Raw genomic sequence first — 20,672 nt, forward strand, 5'->3', positions numbered from 1 at the left:
ATGCCACCTTCGCTTTGAATTCCGCACTATGAATTTTTCGCGTCGTACTCATCTGTTCCTCCTTTTCCCCTCAGCGGAATTAACTTATTTCCCTGTCCGATTTTCGGGGAGCATTATAATGAACTGAACCAGTTCATGAGCACAACGAATACGATCTTCTGTAAACATATGAAACTAAATGGAAAACCAGGTGTGATGCTACTTTTTTCTGGCTAGATTCAGCTTTATGCTTAGGGAGCGTTAAAAAACAACGTCCCGTTTTCATTTGGAACACCAGCATTTGGATTGAGCATCCCGGAGGGCTGCCCTTCGGATAGCCGGTCGGTTGCTCGGCTTTGCGAGCTACCACCGGAAAAGGATCAATCTCTCCCTCATTCTCCGCGCTTCGCCCGCGCCCCACGGGGGCGCGGGCGAAGCGCGGAATGCCAACGGGTGGTCCTGGGGACCGGTGGTAGGCCCAAAGTGGCCAACCGACCGGCTATGTGAACGGCAACTCTTCGAGGTGCAAAACCCAAAGCCGAAACGTGAACCGATACTCGTGCTTCCAGGAACTTATTTTTTAACGTTCCCTTAGTTAGTTCAGATTGGGTTGAGGAAATATAAAATGTTTGAATCCTGGAAACTGATCAAGACAGTCCAAGCCATCCTCGTAAGCTTTGTTCAAGTTTCACCAAATCAGCATCAACCAGTTTCCCAACCCGCTTGAGCACACTGGTTTCTTCCACGGTATAAATGCCGCGTTTCACTGCCGAGGTCACATTTAAACCAGCGCTTTTCCAATCAGAAAGCACAAACTCCCCTGGCTGTAACCCGGAAACACGGCTGGTAAGTGGAACAATCATCAGGTCACGTGATGGATGTGATGTACTCACAACCACACCTGGTCTTATTTTTACTCCGCTGAGGTCTGTAAAAACATATCTCACCAACACAACATCAGGCTTCAAGTAACTCGCCATACACATCATCCTCAGGGTTATCCCACACGCGTTTCAAGGTACTTTGGCTGGCAAGAGACCAGAATTGGGCTTCATCGGTGTTTGGTTCAAGGACGGTGACCAAAACCGGCGTCCCGTCCTCAATTGAAACGGGCTCAAGGAATTCAATTTTTCCATCACGCATAATGGCTGGAATGGTTTGGAGCATACAAAATCACCCTGGTTCATTCTTAAAATTGAGAGCAAATCAAATTGATTGCTTCAACAGTAGCGAAAAAAGTCCTTCGGTGCAAAACAATGAGTGGTTTGACAACACTGCTTTCTGCTATGTTGAGCCTGGGTGCATCTCATTGCGATTATTGAAGAAAGTGAGGGATTTTCCTATGAGTGGTGGTGGTTTTAGCATCACGATTCAGCCGTTAAAGAAACGGACGTACATGTCGCCGTTTCAGCTTCAGCGATGGATTTGGGAAAAGATGTATGACCAGATGTACACGGTGGTAAATCGCAGAGCAGGCCGTGATGTGTTCAGGTACTACCTGCGGGATGAGGCTTCGGATGGACTCGCGGGTAACTGGTCGCGTTCCGAAAGTGAATTGAGCTTTTCCTTTATGGACGCCGCCGGATGCTGCGTGATGTCATCTGAAGTCAGCGAACACTGGAGCGCCATTTGTTACAAAGCCTTATTTCCAAAGCTTGCACCCATCACCAGAGATTTCGATTGGGTCATTTCCGACCTTTCCCGCAGCCTCGAAGAGATGATTTCCACGACGTATTACCCAATCATCGAACTCAACCATAAGCTCTTTTGCATTGCGCCGCCTGACCCCGCAGAGGCTGATTCAAAGCTTGAACTTTTTTCCGACAGCGACCGCCTCACGCTGGATGATCTTTCCGCTCCTCAGAAAAAGAAGGTCCTTGCCGCCGCCGAAAGCAAGCAGTGTCTGTGCCAGATTTGTCAATTTTACCGGAAAGCGAAGTAACCGGAAATTTCATAAAGCGGCGTCAAGTGGGCCACACTCCACATTATTTCAACTGCCAGCCGTGAATCAGACTATTGGCGTGACCAACGCGGATTTCGCTTCCGTCTGGAGTATAGGCCAGGCATTGCATCACGTGGCCTTCGGGTTGGAAACGGTTCAGTTCTTTCCCTGTCGCCAGATCCCACTGACGAACGGTTTTATCCAGACTGGTTGACGCCAGTGCTTTACCGTTTGGCGCAAAGGCGACACGCCAGACTTGCGCACCGTGGCGTTCAAGTATTTTGACCGCTTCGCCTGATGTCAGGTCAATGAGTTTAATTCGGCCATCTTCAAACCCGGCGGCGACCAGGCGACTGTCTTTTGAAATCGCCAGGCAATATACCTGCTTGCCATCGCCTTTTGATTGAGCAATGGCCGTTCCAGTGGCGGCTTCAAAGATTTCCACGTCGCCATTGTAACAACCAGCGACGATGTATTTTCCATCTTTGGAGAAAGCCAGGGTATGAATCGCGGTTCGAACTGGAATCGTGCGCAGCTTTTTTCCCGAGGGAACTTCGAGCAGGGTAATATTGGTTCGTGGGTTAAATCCGGTGGCGAGTTGTGACCCATCGCCTGAAAACGATAGTCCGCCGACGCCGACGAGTGGTTCTGAAATTTTAGCCACGACCTTTCCGGTCTCTAAATTCCAGAGGCGAACAATTTGCGCGCCATCGCTATATCCGGCGGAAGCTGCATACTTTCCATCTCCGGTCATTTTCACGGAGGAAAGTGTTTTTTGATCATCATCCAACTCAAGCAGCTTCTGGTTGGTCGTCAGGTCAAACAATGTCAACGTCCCATTGAAATTTCCGCATAAGACTTTGCTGGCATCAGCGGAAAAATCCATATCAATAATGTTGTCAAAGCTGCCGTTGAGTTTGAGTTCACTGATGCCGCCACTGGCAGGGTTTCCACCGAGTGGCGGGGATGGCGAGGAAACTGGAGACGATCCAATCGGCGTGGTCCCCGACAGGCTGAAGGCAGGGAGCTTGTCCCTAAAAACCCACAGCGAGCCTCCGACAACCAGCCCTAAACTCACTAAAATAACAGTTGCCACGCCAAGCAGGAGCCCAATCGGAAAACTTCGCTGCGGAATCGGAACTCGCTCCGTGCCAGGTAAGCTGGCAATCAGGTGAGGTGGGGCCGCAGTTTGTCCGGCCATTGGTGGTGCTGGAACCGTCGGTATGGCATCAGGTACAACCTGGGTTGGTTGTGGGTGCGGTAAATTCGGATGTGAAGCGGCCAGCGGCAGTGTGTCGGTTCTCTTCTGAAGTGGAGTCGGCGGCGCCGTCGCTGACACCGTTTCTGCTTGGGAAAGGGGCCGGCCCGGCAATGAGACTGAATAGGCTGCTTTCCAGAGGGCTTCGCGCATTTCACGGGCGGAACGAAATCGTTCGTCCGGTTTTTTTCTCAGCGCCCGGTGAATAATGGCTTGCAGGGGTTCTGGAACATATGCCGGAAGCGGTTCCGGTTCCGCAAAAGCAACTTTGCCGACAATCGCCATAAAATCTCCGCCGGGAAAGGGAAAATTCCCGGTCAACAACTGGTAGGCCATCACTCCGACCGACCACAAATCCGATTGCTCCGACCGTTTTCCATCAAAAGATTCGGGGGACATATACAATGGCGTTCCAGACACAAGGCTGGCCGAACTGGTTGATTTGAGCACTCGGGCAATTCCGAAGTCCGCCAGTCGTGGAATATCCCCCTGCAATAAAATATTGGCTGGTTTGAGATCGCGGTGGATGATGCGCCGTTCGTGGAGGTGCTCCAATCCCTGCAAAATTCCATTGAGCAAGGTCACGGCAACGCCAACCGAAGGCGCTTTCCCACCGTGTCGTTCGAGCCAGTCATAGAGCGATCCGCCGGGAGCGTATTCGCTCACAATCACAATCTGTCCCTGAAACACATCCGCACTAATGATCGGCAAAATATTTGGATGACCCGACGCTTTGACCCAAATGGCGGCTTCGCGTTTGACGGCTTCAACGTCAATGTCTTCTTCAATCGGGAGTTTGAGCGCCACCTGGGTGGTGACGACTGATGTCCGATGTTCAGCCAGCCAGACCACGCCAAAATTGCCACGGCCAAGTTTTTTCACAAGGATGTAAGGCCCAATTTGAGCACCGGAAGACAGCATAAGGTGACAAGGTGACAAGGTGACAAAATGACAAAATGACAAGGTGACAAAATGACAAGGTGACAAGGTGACAAGGTGACAAAATGACAAGGTCACATGGAATAAGATGTATTTCATTTTGCCTTATAATGAATCTCAACTGAAACTGTATCACTTTCCAGAGCTGAAAAAACAGGTTGCAGGATTGGATTTTTCTTCCTAAAGTGGCAAATCTCCGTCATGTCTCCAGTTCATCCGAATGCCCAAACGCAGAACATGCCCATTTTTCCGCCGCAGGAAAACATTATGTTCCGCTCGTTTGTCAGCTCAAATTCTTCACTGTTGACTGGTGCCGCAACCATCGCCCACAGTTTGGGCCTGTTTTTGCCGAAAGCCACGGCCTCAATCTGGATCCACGGCACATCAATCGAAGCCTTTCAATCGGCGCGCTCCCTGATTTTTCGCCTGCAACACCACATTCGCCCCGGTCGGTGGACTTTTACCGGAATTGACTTTGACACCTTGAAGTGGCTGCAGAAACGCTACATTGATGATTTCGTGTATCTGCCACCAGTTTCAGTCTCACTGAGCACCAATCGTTTCTTTCAATCGGTTCGACCACAGGCATTGGTGATTCTCGGATCGGGCGAAGGATTGTCAAAAGCTGTCTTTTCAAAGGCTTGCCAGCAAAATATTCCAGTCATCTGGACCGAAATTGACGAAATGGTGGCCCCACAGATTCAACAGTTGTGGAAAGCCGGGGATCTTCACCCAGCACATTCCAGGTTTGGTGTCCAAACATCACTCCTGGAAGAGCAACTTCAGACATCGGGTATACCCGCACCGTTCGTTTCGGTCACGGGCAGTCTGCAGTATGAATTTGACCCAGAACAGTCTCAACTTTCCCGCAAACGAGTGTGTGCTGAACTTGGGATTTTACCTGAATCTGAGATTGTCGTTGCACCGCAAATTCATCCAGGTGAGGAACAAATCTTGTGTGAGGCGGTGCGTCAACTTCGTTGGACCCGGCCATTCATCAAACTGGTGCTTGTGGTGTATTCAGACGCTCAACTTCAGGAGATCCACCGCTTGCTTTCCAGGGCTGGTGTGACAGCTCATGTGGCTGGCGAACCCGGCACCACTCCTGATTCCGAAGTGGTCATCTGCCCAACTTCGTTTGATTCGAGCGTCCTCACGTATCAAGCTCAGGTTGTTCTTGTGGGCGGAAGTTTTGTTCCAAATGCCAGGACCCACAATCCAATCGCCGCCGTGCAGCTCAGGAAACCAGTTGTGGCGGGGCCATACCTGACGCCATTGGTGGCAGCGACCCGTCAACTCCTGCACGTAAGTGTTATTCAATCCATTGATCAAAAAACACTTACCGATACAGTGGAAGCCGTCCTCAGTCATCCTGAGACCTATCAGCCCAGACTGGATTCGGCACATACCTTTGTTCGGAACCTGAATGGTGCCGCTGGGAAACTTTTTGGTTTGATTCAATCCTCAGTTGAGAAGTCTTCTCCCCAGCTACCAGCAAGAAATAAGCTTGCCCCAACAGTTCGCGACCAAATCGGGCAAAGTCGAGCGTGGAAATTGCTGGCCCAGCCGCTGACCAAACGTCGTATTCCTGATCTGGATGCCTTGCGTCAGAGGCTTGGAAATCCAGAGACCATTTTGTGTCTCGGCAATGGCCCATCATCAGAAGACCCGGCGGTTTTTGACGTCCAGTATGACGCCCTGTTTCGGGTCAATCATCTCTGGCAACAACGTGGACGGCTGGTTCATCCGGATGTGGTTTTTGTGGGAACTCCCGACACGCTCAAGAAAGTCAGACCTTGCATTTACGGATTTTCCTCAGTGCGAAAAGAATATGGGATGCTCCTGCGGAATTTGTGGACGTCAGGGCTACAGCCGATTGCATATTGTACAGTCGAGCGATTGTGCAACTTTCAGGAATACAGTCGAACCGATAAGCTTTCCAACGGCACCCTGATGGTCATGGTGGCGGCGGCGTTACGTCCCAAACGGCTGATTATTGGCGGGATTGATCTGTACCGGCATCCGGATGGACGGTATCCGGGTGATTTTCATGCTAGCAACAACTACGCTCCGGTGCATGATCGCAATACCGAACTGGACGTCATCACAACGACATTGCGCGACTTTCCCAATGAACTCGTCATTATTGGCGATGTCTTGCGCCAATCCTTGATTCAATCAGGAATCAATATTGGGCGGAAAAACCAGGGCTGAGGGCAATCAAAGGGATGAGGGATGAAGGATGAGGGATGAAATAAAACCAGTTCTTCAGCCCATTTTCTTCAGCCCTCAGTCCTGGTTTTCTCAGTCCTGGAAAATATATGGAAACCCCAATTCGCGTGTATGTTGGTGCAACTGAAGAACATCTCGTCCCCTGTGGAGTGCTTGAGTACTCTATTCAGAAACACACCACCTCACCAGTCACGGTTTTGCCGCTCTATCAAAGCGGAATTGAAATTCCGGTTCCAAAAGATCCGGCAAATCGGCCATTCACCAAATTTTCCTTTCAGCGTTTTCTGATTCCTGAAATTCAATCGTTTTCCGGGAGAGCGATTTACCTTGATTCGGATATGCTGGTGTTCCGCGATATTCGCCAATTGTGGGAGCACCCCTTTGACGGGGCACACTTGCTGGCGGTTCAACACCCTGAGAAAAAACAAATGGTTCAGTTTAGTGTGCTGGTGCTGGACTGTGCGGCGCTGGGATGGAATATCCGGGACATTGTGGCTGGGCTGGACCAGAATCAATTCACCTACGGGCAGTTAATGGACGGGAGAGCTGTTGTCAAAAATATCGGAGTCACGATTTCATCTGCGTGGAATGATCTGGATCATTTTGACCGGCAACATACAGCACTGCTTCATTTTACGAGAGTCACAACCCAACCCTGGTTGTCGCACCGCAACCCGCTTGGCTATCTCTGGTTTGAAGCTCTGTTTCAGGCTCTGGATAATAGTCAGATCCAGCTTGAGTTGATCAAAGACCATGCTCAACGAGGGTTTTTGAGACCCTCAGTCTTGTGGCAAATTGAACACCGTGTCGCTGATTCCCAAACCATCCCCAAATCGGTTTTAACTGAACTCGACGCCCGGTTTGTGTTTCCTTCTTATCGGAAACCGTTGCTGAAGAATCAACTTCGACAGCTTTTCAACAAAGTGCGGACAACGTTTGGGGGCTAAGGGCAGGGTTTGGGGTTCGGGGTTCGGGGTTCGGGGTTCGGGGTTTGGGGTTCGGGGTTCGGGGTTTGGGGTTTGGGGTTCGGGGTTCGGGGTTCGGGGTTCGGGGTTCGGGGTTCGGGGTTCGGGGTTCGGGGTTTTCGATTTTTGGTTTTTTTTTTCATTTTTGTTTTTTAAATTCTGAACCTAACCCTGAACCCTGAACCCTGAACCCTGAACCCTGAACCCTGAACCCTGCTTATGTCTTTTCTTTCAACGCTTTCGCCCAGTCAGATCGTTCACGAACCGTTTCCGCATATCGTAGTGGAAAATGCACTTCCAGAGCCGCTTTGCCGGCAATTGACCCAGGATTTTCCGCCACTGAATGTCTTTACCAAAGGTCAGCCTTATCGCGATAACCAAAAGCTGTATTATCACGCACTCCCGGCACTGACTGAAAATCATCTTTCACCATCCTGGAAAAGCCTGATGGCTGATTTTTTGCATCCACAAACCTGGTCAGAGATTTGCCGGTTGTTCCAACCAGCCATCTTGAATGCGTACCCTGATTTTGAATCTCGTTTTGGCAAACCTGACCAGTTGAGGTCTGGAGTCAGACTTCGTGAAGGCTTCACAACCTGTGACCTGTTGCTCGACTCGATGTTGTTGATTCACACCCCGATTACAGGTTCACCTTGTATCGAACGCGGGCCGCACCTGAAGCTGTTTGACACGCTTTATCTTGGGTATCTCTTTCTTCGATCTGAAGATGACCAGGCAGAAGGTGGTGATCTCGAATTCTTCTCCGTGAAACCAGGGGCAACGGTGTGTTTGAATCAACGCAAGACGGTTGATCGCGAAATACTCAAGCTTGAAAAAGTCATTCCTTACCGGGTCAATACATTGGTTTTGTTTCTCAATACACCCCGATCCATTCAGGGCTTATCAGCGCGGACAGCATCCAGATTTCCAGTGATGAATTTTCATTTCAATGCTCATTTTCGAAAACCGTTGTTTCACGTGAAAGATAAGCCAGGCACAGTGGTGAAAGATTTTCTTGAACGGAATACCCGTCGCGTCATCAGCTTCTTTTCAAATACTTGAGAACGGTGTACTCATTATGAGGGATGAATGATGAAAGAGCTATTTGATTGAAAATCAGGGAGTTCGCTCATTCATAATTCATAATTCATAATTCATAATTCATTATGCTGCAAACCCTTCTGGACGGTATTGACACTCATCAGATTTTGACCGATCCGTTTCCACATCTGGTGGTGCCACAGGCACTGCCCGAAGCACTCCATCAGCAACTTCTGGCTGCCTATCCGCCGCTGGAAATCCTGACATTTGGGGCTCAGTATTTGAGCAACCAGCGATTTAACCTGATGGGATCAGACGTCATGAACAATCCGAAGATTGATCCGGTCTGGCGGGAATTTGTGCACCTCCACGTCTCTGAACTGTTCTTGCGCCAGATGGTTCAACTCTTTAAAACGTCATTGCTTGCCAGGTACCCGAATTTTGAGAAAAACATTGGCCCACTCTCTTCGTTGCGACCTGGATTGCGGCTGGTTGATGACTACCAAAAGGCAGACGTGTTGCTTGATGCCTTGCTCGCGGTCAACACCCCCGTCACGGATGCTCCGTCGTCAGTGCGTCGGGGGCACGTGGATTGGCCCAATAAACTTTTTGTGGGGCTCTATTACTTACGGCATCCGGAAGACACGGCGGAAGGCGGTGAACTTGAGTTGTACCGCTTTGCTGGAAGCCGCCACCGAATGCAGAAAGCGTCAATTGAAGATCAGTACATCGAGGTTGTGAAAACAATCCCCTATCACAGCAACACCTTGATCATGTTTTTGAATTGCATTGATGCGCTTCATGGGGTGACAGTCCGGCAGGTAACGCCATTCCACCGATGCTTTGTCAATTTACTGGTTGAAGTCGAACACCCACTGTTCAATCTGGACAAATACCAATCGCAGTGGTGGAAACGGGCCAAGGCACTGGTTCTTTTTCAGTGAAGATGAAAGGTAACCATGAAAAAGTATTCTTTTCTCAATCCAGACATTTTGGGGCAGGTTAATCTGGCTACCGTTCGCGAACAGCAGCCGTTTCCCTGGGTTTCATTTCAGGAACTCATCACGCCTGACGGTTTTGAACGACTGTCTCAGGAGTTCCCCGCGCTTGAATGGTTTGAAAAGCACGAAAACCACCCTCGGAAAACCAATCAACGGCCACACAATCGGTTTTATCTGGAGTATCACCAGGTGTATTTTTCCGCCCACAAACGCCAGCCAACAGCCTGTATCAAACACCACGACCTGTCACCAGACTGGCAACAATTCATCACGGAGTTGAAAAGCCCCGAATACCTTCAATTTCTGACACACTTCTTTGGAACCTCAGCCTTCCACCTGCAATTTTCCTGGCATATCGGCATTACCCATTCCGAAGTATCTCCGCATTGTGATTGGGTTGGAAAACTTGGAACCCATTTGTTTTACTTCAATACACAGCACGACTGGTCAGAAAGCTGGGGCGGTCAAATCATTGTGCTCGGAGGAAAACAAACCGAAGCTATGAACCCGGAATTTGAAGATTTTGAAACCCAACAGGCCATACCTTTTTTGGATAATCGGAGCGTTCTGTTCCAAAACAGTCCTTCGTCCTGGCACGGAGTGCGTCCGTTGACCTGTCCCGAAGGCAAATATCGTCGGCTGTTTAATGTGATTCCAACCCGGCTGAGTCGTCCACAGCAGGTGATCCATCAGGTCAAACGACTGACGCAAGGCTTAGGACTGAAGAAAACGGGCTGAAGAAAACGGGCTCGGATTTGAGGGCTGGGAAAATTCAGGTTTGACACCTTTCCATCTACGGCTGGCGAAGCCCGAGAACTATCGAGTAAGCTAGGAAAACCACACCTTTATGTTCACTGCCCGTCCGGGCGAAAATGAATCTTCCCAATAGAAGAAAGGATTCGTCTGTGCTGAAGTCATTGAAACTCAACGGAGTTGGACCGGTTCAAGGTCTTGAGGCTTCGTTTGGAGAGCGACTCAACCTCATCACTGGTGATAATGGCCTGGGGAAGTCGTTTTTGCTGGATACCGTTTTTTGGGCACTGACTGGAACCTGGCCTGGTGGACGAATTGCACTTCCCGAGTCAAACGGGAAGAAAGAGAAACCCTTAATCGAGTACCATCTGGCTGGGAAAAAAGGACCAACGAAAGACTTAAAGAAAGCAGAGTTCAGCTATCACGCCCAAACCTGGAAGCGAAAACCTGGGCGACCTGTAATGCCTGGGTTGGTGATTTATGCCGCCATTGATGGGAGCTTTGCGGTGTGGGACCCGGCTCGCAACTACTGGCGGGATTTAGCGACTGGAGAAAAAGAAATCACAGACCAGCCGAGAGCCTATCAGTTCAGCCCCGAGTCGCTTGCTAAGGGGTTAGTGGAGAAAGACCGAACTCTGTGTAATGGCCTCATTCAAGATTGGGTCAACTGGTATTACGAGTACTTACAAGGCACGGAGGAAAGTCCATTTAAGTATCTGAAGACCGTTGTGGCCGCGCTGTCACACCCACAAGAACCGTTGGATTGTGACAAACCTAGACAAGTATACATTGACGATACTCGAAGATTTCCAACTTTGAAGATGCCGTATGGAATTGTCCCTTTTCCACACTGGTCAGCCGGAGTTCGGCGAGTTATTAGTTTTGCTTACCTGCTGGTCTGGTCCTGGTATGAACATCAGCAAGCTGCCAGATTGCGCCATGAAACGCCAACTGATCAATTGATTCTAATCATTGATGAAATCGAAGCCCACCTTCATCCAAAATGGCAGCGAACCATTTTACCTGCGTTGCTTCAGGTTGCAGCACAGCTCCAGAGTCAACTTCAAATTCAGATTTTTACCGCCACCCACTCGCCATTGATTTTGGCTTCGACGGAGCCTTATTTCGACAATCAAAAGGACAAACTGTTCTGGTTTGATCTCAGGGAGAAAACGGTTCATTTTCAAGAGTATCCGTGGGCGATTCAGGGAGATATGGTTGGCTGGTTGACATCGGAAATTTTTGGACTCAAACAGGCCCGATCCCGTGAGTCTGAACAGGCCATCACTGCCGCTGAAGCTTTTATGCGTGGAGATTTTAGACAATTACCAAAGGGGTTACAGACCAAAGAAGAAATTCATGCGGCACTGGTCCGTTGCCTGCCAGGGCTTGATCCATTCTGGCCACGGTGGATTGTCGAGGTGAATCCATGATTCGATTTACCCCACAACCTGAATCACTAATGTTTGAAACGCGATGCCGACAAAGAGGACGTCAATGGCTGGAAAGAAACCCTGGCTATGATCGGCCTCGGGATTACTGGTCTGAGTTTGAACCTGACTTGCACAATGCTTTCAATGGGCTTTGTGCTTACTGTGTCATATCAGTGATGAAAGGCCAGATAGATCATTTTATCCCCATATCAGTTATCGCCAAAAGTGGTTTGAAATGTATCGAACCCGAAAACTAACCCTTGAAGGTTTAAAAGATGTTGCACCCCAAATCGCCCGAGCTGTTGAAGTCGACCTGCACAAAGGCACAGACTGGCGCTTCCCTGAACCCTGAACCCCAAACGGATGACAGGCTGACAGAATGACAAGGTGACAGGCTGATTGTTTCATCCCTCATCCCTCATCCCTCATCCCTTCAAAAAACCCTAAACCCTAACTTCTATGTACACATCACTCAAACCTGAAAAGCACAATCATTCGCATGCCCCAAACAAATTTTCGGTGCTCCCGACGCCGGTCCGGTTAAATGCACTGTTTGAGTACACCGGCAAAGGCGTCACCATTGCCTTTCTGGATTCAGGGTTTTACCCGCATCCTGATTTGACAATGCCGACCAATCGGATTCTGGCCTATGTGGACATTACCAACCCGGAGGCTACGCTTGACCCGGATGCCGAACCCGAAGGTATTGCCTGGCACGGAACGCAAACCTGTGTCGCCGCAACTGGCAACGGATACTATTCTGACGGGGCGTATCGTGGCGTCGCGTCAGATGCCAAAGTGGTACTGGTTAAAGTCAGTCAGGATGGAAAGATTCCCGAAGAAAACATCGCCAAAGGCATTCGCTGGGTGATTGACAACAAAGACAAATACAACATCCGCGTGGTCAACATTTCGCTTGGTGGCGATGAAGACGTTTCTTACAAGGAAAATATCGTTGACCAGGCGGCTGAGGAAGCCGTCAGCAAAGGACTGGTCATTGTGGTGGCAGCCGGGAATTCAGGAGACTCAGCCGAACATTTCACGGTGCCGCCAGCCAATTCGCCATCGGTGATTACGGTTGGCGGTTCGGACGACAAAAACCGCTTTGGAAATAAAACCGTTGACCTGTACCACTCCAACTGGGGGCCGACGGCGGATGGCATTCTCAAACCTGAAATTGTGGCGCCGGCGATTTGGGTGGCGGCGCCGATTTTGCCCAATACTCCACTCTACAAGAAGGCTGAAACCCTGGCCGAACTGGCTGGCGTGCCGGATTTTATGCTCAAGGAAATTGTGCGCGAGCGCGGCAAAGACGCCGGTTTGCCAGCCAATGCTCACACGCTCCCGACTGAGAAAATCCGCGCTCTGATGGAAGAACAACTCAAACGCGACAAACTCGTCGCCGCTCACTATCAACACGTGGATGGAACGTCATTTGCCGCCCCGATTGTGTCGTCAGTGGTGGCGCAAATGCTCGAAGCCAATCCCAAGCTGACACCCACGGCGATTAAACACATTCTGATTTCCACGGCAGATCGCATCCAGGGGAAATCACTGATTCGTCAAGGGTATGGAGTGATTAACGTTCAGCGGGCCGTCGGTGTCGCCAAACAGGAGCAGTTCACCATTGGCGAAGAATATTTCCTCCCTCCGCGCATCGAAGGCGAGCATCTGGTGTTTTATTATCACGACGACTGGGCCAAAACTGTGTCGTTGGCGGGTGATTTCAATAAGTGGGAAGCCGGGTTTACGCCATTTGTCCGCAATGAGAAAGGCGTCTGGCGGGCTCAGATCGAATTGCTTCCGCCAGGGCAACACCGTTACAAGATTGTGATTGATGGGAACCGCTGGATTGAAGACCCCAGCAATGGACTCAAAGAAACCGATGGATACGGAGGGTTCAATTCCGTTCTCCATATTTCCTAAAAACCAGGAAGTGACAACCATGGGCATCCCAAAACACAAATTAATCCTTTCGATTGAAGAGTATCTGGCCAGTGAGCGTGACGTTGAAATTCGTCACGAGTATGTGATGGGGTACGTTTATGCCATGGCCGGTGCAAGTAACCGACACAACCGGATTGCTGGGAATCTGTATATTCGTCTGGATGAACACCTGGCTGATGGCCCGTGTGCGCCGTACATTTCAGACATGAAAGTGAAAGTGTCTGAGAGTGCCGTGTATTACCCAGACGTAGTTGTGGCGTGTGATAATCCGTGGAAAGATCCGTATTGCTGCACCCATCCAGTGCTAGTCGTAGAGGTTCTTTCCCCAAGCACTCAGCGCATTGATCAGAGTGAAAAACTTGCGGCCTACCAAAACATGCCTTCCATTCGTGACTACTTGATTGTCGCTCAGGACCAGATGCGGGTGGATTTACACCAACGGCAGGAAAACGGTGACTGGGTACATCTGATTTTCACTCAGCCTGACGAAGTCGTGGAGTTTGTCTCAATCGGGTTGAGTCTCCAGGTTTCTGATATCTACCGTGGCGTGCAGTTTGAAGAATGATGTTGTCACTGCCAGGTTACGGAAAGGACGCTCCCGGCATGGGATTTCAATGGGCACTCCTCATTTTGATGGTGCTGGTGGTCGGCGGGACATTAACCTGGGCGACAACCTGCCGGGCTGAGTCCATGATTCAACGGTGGGCTGATGGCAATGGGTACCAGATTGTCCGGCTGGAATGGCGCTGGTTTCGACTTGGCCCGTATTTTTGGAAAACATCCAAAAACCAGATGGTCTATCGGGTGGAACTTATTGATTGGAATGGAAATCCATCTCAGTGCTGGATTCGGTGTGGAAGCTGGCTTTTTGGAATCCTGTCAGATGAAATTGATGTGACGTGGGATTGATAGCCATAGTCAGTAGTCAGTGGTCAGTAGTTCACTAAGCTTATTTGATTGAACCACTTGACTCTTTTTAAGAATAAAGTCGGAACTTTACGACGAGAAATGTGTCCAACCAGAAACATTGTTCAATCTGACTTCTGAGAGGGAAGCCATGTACATTGAGTTTGTTTCGGTTCTTTTCTTTTTCTGGTTGGTTCTGACCATTATCTGTTTGGCCATCGGAGTTGGAATGGTCGCTGAAAAATCCTCGAAACTCCGAAAGCACTTGCTGGTTGGACCATTTGCATTTCTGGTTTCATTTCTGATGGGAACTGAGGTGTGGCTTGAGTTTTCGGTCTGGCAATCAAGTCAGGCCCTTCAAGCTTATATTCAAACCGGCGGCCCTCGCAAACCAGTGCTGTTCTTTCCATTTCGAGCGAGATGTTATGAATCAATTCGGGGAATCGAATATGCCATGTATGGCAACGCGGCTGCGACCCGGTACAACGATCCTGATCCGCAAGTTCGCGCCCGGTGCTTAAAGGCGAGTCTGGCACTTTTTGACGGAGAAGGCTCTGATCTTTACGGTCCAATTGTCAAAGTTTTAAACCATGCCCGGCAGGACCCGTCTCCGGAAATTCAGCAGATTTTGGCGGACTCAGGCATAAAAAAACCGGTTGGATGTTCCCAACCGGTTGCAGGTAAAGGAGATTGAATGGAAGAGTCTTTCAATGAAAGGTGATATTTTCGGCTACTCACGCTCCTCAGTGGCTTGGTTACAATTCTCGACGCTATTTGGCTGTTTCAGAACTCTGGACCTGGGTTTGTTGATAACTCTGAATAATGGCTGACAGGCGGCCTGATTTGAGTGATTCATCCAACGCCTTGACCACCGCCGGGTCATACCGGGTTCCGGAAAAAGTGTAGATGCGCGATACGGCAAAATCAGGTTCCATTGCCCGCTGGTAGGGGCGATTGGTCGTCATCGCATCAAACGTATCGGCAACGCTGATGATGCGGGCCATCATTGGAATTTGATCGCCTCTCAGGCCCAACGGGTAGCCTTTTCCGTCCATGCATTCGTGGTGATAGTACATGCCGGGGACATATTTTTTCATTTGCGGAATTTGCGACATGATATTGGCGCCCTTTTGTGGGTGACCTTTCATAATCGTGTATTCCTCATCAGTCAGTGCGGCTGGTTTTTTCAAAATGCGGTCTTCAATTCCAATTTTGCCAACATCGTGCAGGATGGCCGCAATACGGATGTCTTCGATTTCCTCCGGGTTCATGCCCATGTATTCAGCAATCAAGACCGAATATTGCATCACGCGTTCGGAATGACCACGAGTGTAAGGGTCTTTCCCGTCAATGGCTTCAGCCAGGGCGCGGACCGTTCCAAGAAACAGTTGTCGGTTTTCATTCGCCGCAAATTTCAAATCGTTGATATAGCGCTGGATCTGCTCGGCCATCGAGTTGAACGCATCAGCCAGTTGACCAATTTCCGATTGGGTATTGACGTGAATCCGCTTTGAAAACTCACCGGTGGCAATTGCCCGGGCGCCTTCCGCCAGTTTCTTGACCGGGAGGGTTACCCAGAAGGCCAGTAAGACCCCAATTCCAACCGCAATGACAACAATCACCACACTGATTTTCACCGCCTGCCGAATCATAATCGGTACCGATGGGTAGGCTGATTCTTCATTGATGACCGAAATGACGCCTAGTTTGATGTCTTTACTCAGGGCGACGGTGTTGAAACTCCCCAGCATTGAGAACTTTTCACTGTTCAGGTTGAGTTCAAACTGCTCAGCCTGATTGGCCAGATCTTTATTCTGCATCCAGGATTGGACAATCCCCCATCCGCTGACGTCGGGCTTGCTATAGACCATTTCGCGGTCTGGATGGACCACCACCATGCCTTTTTCATTGACGACAAAGACAATCCGATTGCCATCCTTGAGCATTTTCTGATTGGTTTTGCCGCGGACGGGTGGATTCACATACCGAAAGACCGGTTCCATGCTGGCCACGGCAATGACCACTGATGGGATTTCACCGTCTCGAAAGGCAATCACCGGCTCGGCCATCGAAATAGCTGATTCATTGCTTGATTGAAAGGAAATCGGTTCACTCAGGTAGGATTCGTTCGGTTTCTGAGTCAGTCTGGAAACCGCGTTGGCAATAACCTGTCCGGCCTCTTCGTTGTTGATCCGATTTGGGTCAAAAGCAAAGGCACCCTGACCTTCCACATTATTGAGCGGGATAAGACCAATCAGAACCAGATTGGGATCCGCCGTCAAAAATCGCTGCAGCCGGAGATTTCGTTCATCACGTGTTTGTTTGAAGAGTTCGGCAACGCCATTGGAGGCTTCCAGGGCCTGGGCAATCCCGGCAATCTGGTCACGATGTCCATTGACATAGGTCTCAACTTGATTGGCTACGTCTTCGGTGACCTGGATTTGTGAGAACCGTTCGGCGCTACGCACGGCTTCACGGTTAATCTCGACCAGTTGCCACACCACAATCACCAGCGGTACAAACACCAGTGACAAGACAACGCCGAGAATGGTGTAGAGAATTTTGGTTGGCTTCTTTTTATTCGCCACACATCACCTCACATCCTGACTTGATTTGCGGGGGAAGAGTGATTGGAATCCAGGGCAACACTTCCCTGACTCCAGGTTGCTTTCGCGATTGTTTTTGGAAATCCAGTTTGATGGTATTGAAAGAAGTGGGCCAGTGTAGCACACCTGCTCAATGCTTCGCGCCGATGTCTTCCGCCCCAGCTCCTACACTTGCCGCCCATCGTGCGTGGTAAATTTCATCAACCGCATATACACATCCACCACTGGGCCCAACCCGGCATAATAAGCCAGGGTGACTGGCAGCGGTTGGGCAAACCAACCGAAGAGCGCCGCATAGACCGCCACCCCCGCTGCCGTGAAATACCAGTGCATGGGTTGTCGGTCAACGCAATACACAATGATGAAACTAAACAGGGCCGCGTGGAGCCCGTACCCAGCCGGGTAGAAAAGTTCCAGAACCATTGCCAATCCGTAGGTCAGGACCAATCCGCGCATGTAGCGTTGTGAATCGTGATACCGGGCATAATAAAACGGCACCAGGGTTGACAGGATGGCGGCGGCCAGGGCTGCAAACGCAACTCCGGTATGTGGATAGAACACCACTTTCATCAGGGTCGGATGCCACGCAAAGAACAAAAAGGGCGTTGAAAGGTCACGTATTGCCTTGACGATTCGGCCCTGAGGCAGGAACCAGATGTCCGCCAGCAAGTAGAAGTAATAGACCAGGGCGGGCAGGAATACCTCCCAGCGCGGCACACCCGAAAAGAACCCAATCAACAACACACCGAGGGGAACAATTTCATAGGTTCGCAACGGCCAGGCAGGGCGCGCAAACAATTGATACAGCTTATCTGACACTTTGAGCGATGGCAGCAACCGCTGTTCAATCTGGTCACGCCACTGGTCCATGACCTCGCGGGCAAACTCCGCATCGTCGCGGTGACTGAGGCACCGTTCAGGGTCAGGAATAATTGGTTTGTGATATTTGACGGTGATTTTGCGTGGGAGCGGAATCAGACGTGACGTGGGCCAGGCATCCTGAGCACCCGTGATGGTGATGGGAACAATCGGACACTGGTTATAAATGGCAAACCGGGCGGCCCCGGATTTGACATTTTCGCTCATCCCCGGTTTTTGGGAGCGTCCAGCTTCGGGGAAGATTCCCAGCGCATGCCCTTCCTTGAGCACTTCCATGGCCTGTTCAAAAGCTTTTGAATCGCGTCGGGTAATGTCAACTGGAAACGCCCCCGCAAACCGCATCAGGAACCCCAGGCCCGGTATTTTGAACAGCCGATCCCAGGCAATAAATCGAATCTGACGCTTGATGGGCAGGGACATCAGCAATGGATCTAAATAGCTCGGATGGTTCCCAGCCAAAACCACCGGGCCGGACACAGGAACATTTTCAACCCCATAGTATTCAAGGGTGAAGATGATTCGAAACAGCGCATGGATGATGTTCTTTAATATCCACAGCATAGAGGGAATGGGAATGAAGAAAACCAGGGTTCAGGGTTCCTAATCCCCCCGGATTTTGTGGGGTAAGCTCAAAAATGAGTCCAAAAGCCCTAAAAATGGCCTGTTTTGAGCTGTTTTACCTGTTACCCACAAAAACGTGGGTTAGCTAAGTCATTTGTTTTCAATTCAATCATCTCCGCCAGCCGTTTGGCGTGGTTGCGCGTGATGAGTGGCAGGTGATCATCCATACTGAATTCTTTCAATACCTCAAGCATCGCTTCGGGTTCGGCAATGCGTCCGCCTTTGAGGTCATATTCCAGATCTTTCATTTGTTTGGGAGTATCAAGGGGTTGGTATCGGCGGGCAGTATTGAGTGTCTCAAGACGTCGGTGCTGAGTGACCAGTCCACGGAAAAAATTGGAAATTTGCTGAAGTGATGGGTTCGGGGTGAATTGAAAGGTCAGTTCCCGATTGAGTTCTCCCTGGTACACCGTGATGGTATTGGTTCCCAGGTTGGGATGTTCCATTGAAGACTGGTAGGTATCAGTACTGCGGAGGAAATCCAGCGTTTCAAACAGTTTCTGAAGCCGGGTCATGGATTCTGGCCGCAGTTTGAGTTCAACCTGGATTGGATCCTCCTCGTCTTTGCGTTGATACTTCAAGCTTCCCTGACCTTTGAGATCCACCTGGACATCAATGCGGGCAATCTCAAATTCCGGACGCTCAAACCGGTACACATATCGGTCGCCAGTGAGCCCCGTGGGACTGGCGTTTTTGACAATGGCGAGTTGGGCCAGGGTGGTGAGGGGAAATCCCAGGAGGATCAGACAGGAAAAGATCAAAGCTGTCGTGCGCATAGCTATTTTTCTGGTTGAAACCGTTTGAGAAGCGTCCCACGAAAGAGTCCTTCGCAGGCCACGCATATAATAATGATGGCTTGAAGCACCACCGACAGGTCTTTCGACACATGGTCGGTAAAAATATCAATGAACAAACCAGCCCGGATCAAGGCACCAAACAAAACGGCTGACAACAAAATGCCGACCGGGTGATTGCGGCCCAGGAGTGCCACCGCAATTCCCGTAAAGCCATATCCTGGTGAAAACCCGTCATAGTAGCGATGCCGATACCCGAGCACTTCGCTGATTGCCACCATTCCCGCCAATCCGCCTGAAATTGTCATGGCCAGAATAATGTTGCGTTTGACACTGATGCCACCGTATTCGGCTGCCGAAGCATTGTTGCCAACTGCCCGTAACTCATATCCCCATTTGGTTTTCCACAAAAACACATAGACGGCGACACAGGTGAGGAGGGCAATGATGAACCCGATATTGAGTGGCAGCCGCTCTGGATAGGTAATTCCCAGCGGCGCCAGCAGGTGATGAAACCGTGGAATATGGGCGGCCTTGTCAATTTCAAACGTTTCAAGAATCTGATCACCGACTTCGCGGAAGTGATATTGCGTCAGGTAGCTCACAATGGCAGCCGCAATAAAGTTCAACATGATGGTGTTGATCACTTCGTGCGAGCCGAACTTCGCTTTCAGAAAGCCTGGAACGGCACCCCAGAGCCCAGCCATCACAATCCCACCCAGAATACAGGCTGGTATCAGAATCAATGATTTGACCGTTGGGCTGACCGCCTCACCAAGATAGACGGGGAGTGTAAACCCAACCCAGGCCGTGGCAAAAGCCGCGACGCTGAGCTGGCCTTCGCACCCAATATTGAGCAACCCACAGTGAAATGCCAGCGCGACGGCTAACCCGGTGAAAATCAACGGGGTGGCATAAAATAACGTGTAGCTGATGCCATCGAGTGTTCCAAAGGCGCTGCTGAAAAACAACTCGTACACCAGCAATGGGCTATCGCCGATACACAACACGATCACGCCGCCAATCACAAAGGCTGCAATCACGGCAATGATCGGAAAAAAGAGTTCAGAAAGCAGTTTTTTGAGGGCGGCAGTGAGATTCATGGATAGTGGATGAGCGGTTTGTAGTCAGTAGTCAGTAGTCAGTAGTCAGTCGTCAGTCGTCAGTAGTCAGTAGTCAGTAGTTGAGTGTTAGGGTTTTGAATTGCCTGTCAAGTATATTTGGTTCTATTTATGCTAAATCGGTCCACATGGGATTGGAACAGTCAAAAACCGTTGGTTTATGCCGCTAACTGAGCAAGTCGTTTGACTTCGGCATCAACCTCTGGGGTAAAGTAAATTTCCGAGAGCTGGTACTTCCAGGGACCATTCACCTGA

Annotated in this window: 18 protein-coding genes; 11 read left to right on the forward strand and 7 right to left on the reverse strand. The window is 50.1% G+C overall.

Features of this window, described 5'->3' with window-relative positions; all coding sequences use genetic code 11:
• Positions 1 to 626: 626 nt before the first annotated feature.
• Entirely contained in the window at positions 627 to 959 is a 333-nt protein-coding gene (locus tag HY774_27240) for a type II toxin-antitoxin system PemK/MazF family toxin (GenBank protein ID MBI4752199.1), read from the reverse strand.
• Positions 937 to 1,146: a hypothetical protein gene (locus tag HY774_27245; GenBank protein MBI4752200.1), complete on the reverse strand. Its 210-nt coding sequence runs from the start codon at positions 1,144 to 1,146 to the stop codon at positions 937 to 939. The genes HY774_27240 and HY774_27245 overlap by 23 nt, the downstream gene beginning before the upstream one ends.
• A gap of 175 nt (positions 1,147 to 1,321) precedes the next feature.
• Here HY774_27245 and HY774_27250 point away from each other — a divergent pair, with 175 nt between their 5' ends.
• The gene (locus HY774_27250; GenBank protein ID MBI4752201.1) at positions 1,322 to 1,921 is read left to right on the forward strand and encodes a hypothetical protein; all 600 of its coding nucleotides are present in this window, start codon (positions 1,322 to 1,324) and stop codon (positions 1,919 to 1,921) included.
• Positions 1,922 to 1,964: 43 nt separating this feature from the next.
• On the opposite strand, the gene HY774_27255 is transcribed toward HY774_27250, so the two are convergent.
• Positions 1,965 to 4,100 carry a protein kinase gene (locus HY774_27255; GenBank protein MBI4752202.1) on the reverse strand — a complete coding sequence of 712 codons (2,136 nt, stop codon included), beginning with the start codon at positions 4,098 to 4,100 and terminating at the stop codon, positions 1,965 to 1,967.
• A 219-nt stretch (positions 4,101 to 4,319) separates the two neighbouring features.
• On the opposite strand from HY774_27255, the gene HY774_27260 reads away from it, so the two are divergent.
• The 10 genes from HY774_27260 to HY774_27305 all read left to right on the forward strand — a co-directional run bounded on the left by HY774_27260 (position 4,320) and on the right by HY774_27305 (position 15,090).
• Positions 4,320 to 6,332 (forward strand): hypothetical protein, encoded by a 2,013-nt coding sequence (locus HY774_27260; protein ID MBI4752203.1) that lies wholly within the window; start codon positions 4,320 to 4,322, stop codon positions 6,330 to 6,332.
• A 107-nt stretch (positions 6,333 to 6,439) separates the two neighbouring features.
• The gene (locus HY774_27265) at positions 6,440 to 7,297 is read left to right on the forward strand and encodes a glycosyl transferase (protein ID MBI4752204.1); all 858 of its coding nucleotides are present in this window, start codon (positions 6,440 to 6,442) and stop codon (positions 7,295 to 7,297) included.
• A gap of 237 nt (positions 7,298 to 7,534) precedes the next feature.
• Positions 7,535 to 8,377 (forward strand): hypothetical protein, encoded by an 843-nt coding sequence (locus HY774_27270; GenBank protein ID MBI4752205.1) that lies wholly within the window; start codon positions 7,535 to 7,537, stop codon positions 8,375 to 8,377.
• Between the two features lie 104 nt (positions 8,378 to 8,481).
• The gene (locus tag HY774_27275; GenBank protein ID MBI4752206.1) at positions 8,482 to 9,300 is read left to right on the forward strand and encodes a hypothetical protein; all 819 of its coding nucleotides are present in this window, start codon (positions 8,482 to 8,484) and stop codon (positions 9,298 to 9,300) included.
• Positions 9,301 to 9,315: 15 nt separating this feature from the next.
• Positions 9,316 to 10,095 carry a 2OG-Fe(II) oxygenase gene (locus tag HY774_27280; protein ID MBI4752207.1) on the forward strand — a complete coding sequence of 260 codons (780 nt, stop codon included), beginning with the start codon at positions 9,316 to 9,318 and terminating at the stop codon, positions 10,093 to 10,095.
• A gap of 167 nt (positions 10,096 to 10,262) precedes the next feature.
• Complete coding sequence (locus tag HY774_27285) at positions 10,263 to 11,543, forward strand: AAA family ATPase (protein ID MBI4752208.1); 1,281 nt, start codon at positions 10,263 to 10,265, stop codon at positions 11,541 to 11,543.
• A 459-nt stretch (positions 11,544 to 12,002) separates the two neighbouring features.
• Entirely contained in the window at positions 12,003 to 13,469 is a 1,467-nt protein-coding gene (locus HY774_27290; GenBank protein ID MBI4752209.1) for a S8 family serine peptidase, read from the forward strand.
• A 19-nt stretch (positions 13,470 to 13,488) separates the two neighbouring features.
• Positions 13,489 to 14,055, forward strand: coding sequence for a Uma2 family endonuclease (locus HY774_27295; GenBank protein MBI4752210.1), 567 nt, complete (start codon positions 13,489 to 13,491; stop codon positions 14,053 to 14,055).
• 38 nt (positions 14,056 to 14,093) lie between these two features.
• Positions 14,094 to 14,399 (forward strand): hypothetical protein, encoded by a 306-nt coding sequence (locus tag HY774_27300; GenBank protein MBI4752211.1) that lies wholly within the window; start codon positions 14,094 to 14,096, stop codon positions 14,397 to 14,399.
• A gap of 148 nt (positions 14,400 to 14,547) precedes the next feature.
• Complete coding sequence (locus HY774_27305) at positions 14,548 to 15,090, forward strand: hypothetical protein (protein MBI4752212.1); 543 nt, start codon at positions 14,548 to 14,550, stop codon at positions 15,088 to 15,090.
• A gap of 76 nt (positions 15,091 to 15,166) precedes the next feature.
• Here the strand turns inward: HY774_27305 and HY774_27310 are convergent, their stop codons facing one another.
• From HY774_27310 to HY774_27325, 4 genes are all read right to left on the reverse strand, one after another.
• Complete coding sequence (locus HY774_27310) at positions 15,167 to 16,984, reverse strand: HD domain-containing protein (GenBank protein ID MBI4752213.1); 1,818 nt, start codon at positions 16,982 to 16,984, stop codon at positions 15,167 to 15,169.
• Positions 16,985 to 17,167: 183 nt separating this feature from the next.
• Positions 17,168 to 18,442: a 1-acyl-sn-glycerol-3-phosphate acyltransferase gene (locus tag HY774_27315; protein ID MBI4752214.1), complete on the reverse strand. Its 1,275-nt coding sequence runs from the start codon at positions 18,440 to 18,442 to the stop codon at positions 17,168 to 17,170.
• 122 nt (positions 18,443 to 18,564) lie between these two features.
• A complete protein-coding gene (locus tag HY774_27320; protein MBI4752215.1) occupies positions 18,565 to 19,278 on the reverse strand; it encodes a hypothetical protein in 714 nt (237 codons plus the stop codon).
• A gap of 2 nt (positions 19,279 to 19,280) precedes the next feature.
• The gene (locus HY774_27325) at positions 19,281 to 20,399 is read right to left on the reverse strand and encodes an ABC transporter permease (protein ID MBI4752216.1); all 1,119 of its coding nucleotides are present in this window, start codon (positions 20,397 to 20,399) and stop codon (positions 19,281 to 19,283) included.
• Positions 20,400 to 20,672: the final 273 nt, after the last annotated feature.

Source organism: Acidobacteriota bacterium (assembly GCA_016208495.1).
Classification (GTDB): Bacteria; Acidobacteriota; Blastocatellia; order Chloracidobacteriales; family Chloracidobacteriaceae; genus JACQXX01.

Excerpts from the sequence above, each read along its gene's own strand:
- HY774_27240 (MBI4752199.1), bottom strand. The coding sequence starts at position 959 with ATGGCGAGTTACTTGAAGCCTGATGTTGTGTTGGTGAGATATGTTTTT.
- HY774_27245 (MBI4752200.1), bottom strand. The coding sequence starts at position 1,146 with ATGCTCCAAACCATTCCAGCCATTATGCGTGATGGAAAAATTGAATTC.
- HY774_27250 (MBI4752201.1), top strand. The coding sequence starts at position 1,322 with ATGAGTGGTGGTGGTTTTAGCATCACGATTCAGCCGTTAAAGAAACGG.
- HY774_27255 (MBI4752202.1), bottom strand. The coding sequence starts at position 4,100 with ATGCTGTCTTCCGGTGCTCAAATTGGGCCTTACATCCTTGTGAAAAAA.
- HY774_27260 (MBI4752203.1), top strand. The coding sequence starts at position 4,320 with ATGTCTCCAGTTCATCCGAATGCCCAAACGCAGAACATGCCCATTTTT.
- HY774_27265 (MBI4752204.1), top strand. The coding sequence starts at position 6,440 with ATGGAAACCCCAATTCGCGTGTATGTTGGTGCAACTGAAGAACATCTC.
- HY774_27270 (MBI4752205.1), top strand. The coding sequence starts at position 7,535 with ATGTCTTTTCTTTCAACGCTTTCGCCCAGTCAGATCGTTCACGAACCG.
- HY774_27275 (MBI4752206.1), top strand. The coding sequence starts at position 8,482 with ATGCTGCAAACCCTTCTGGACGGTATTGACACTCATCAGATTTTGACC.
- HY774_27280 (MBI4752207.1), top strand. The coding sequence starts at position 9,316 with ATGAAAAAGTATTCTTTTCTCAATCCAGACATTTTGGGGCAGGTTAAT.
- HY774_27290 (MBI4752209.1), top strand. The coding sequence starts at position 12,003 with ATGTACACATCACTCAAACCTGAAAAGCACAATCATTCGCATGCCCCA.
- HY774_27295 (MBI4752210.1), top strand. The coding sequence starts at position 13,489 with ATGGGCATCCCAAAACACAAATTAATCCTTTCGATTGAAGAGTATCTG.
- HY774_27300 (MBI4752211.1), top strand. The coding sequence starts at position 14,094 with ATGGGATTTCAATGGGCACTCCTCATTTTGATGGTGCTGGTGGTCGGC.
- HY774_27305 (MBI4752212.1), top strand. The coding sequence starts at position 14,548 with ATGTACATTGAGTTTGTTTCGGTTCTTTTCTTTTTCTGGTTGGTTCTG.
- HY774_27315 (MBI4752214.1), bottom strand. The coding sequence starts at position 18,442 with ATGCTGTGGATATTAAAGAACATCATCCATGCGCTGTTTCGAATCATC.
- HY774_27320 (MBI4752215.1), bottom strand. The coding sequence starts at position 19,278 with ATGCGCACGACAGCTTTGATCTTTTCCTGTCTGATCCTCCTGGGATTT.
- HY774_27325 (MBI4752216.1), bottom strand. The coding sequence starts at position 20,399 with ATGAATCTCACTGCCGCCCTCAAAAAACTGCTTTCTGAACTCTTTTTT.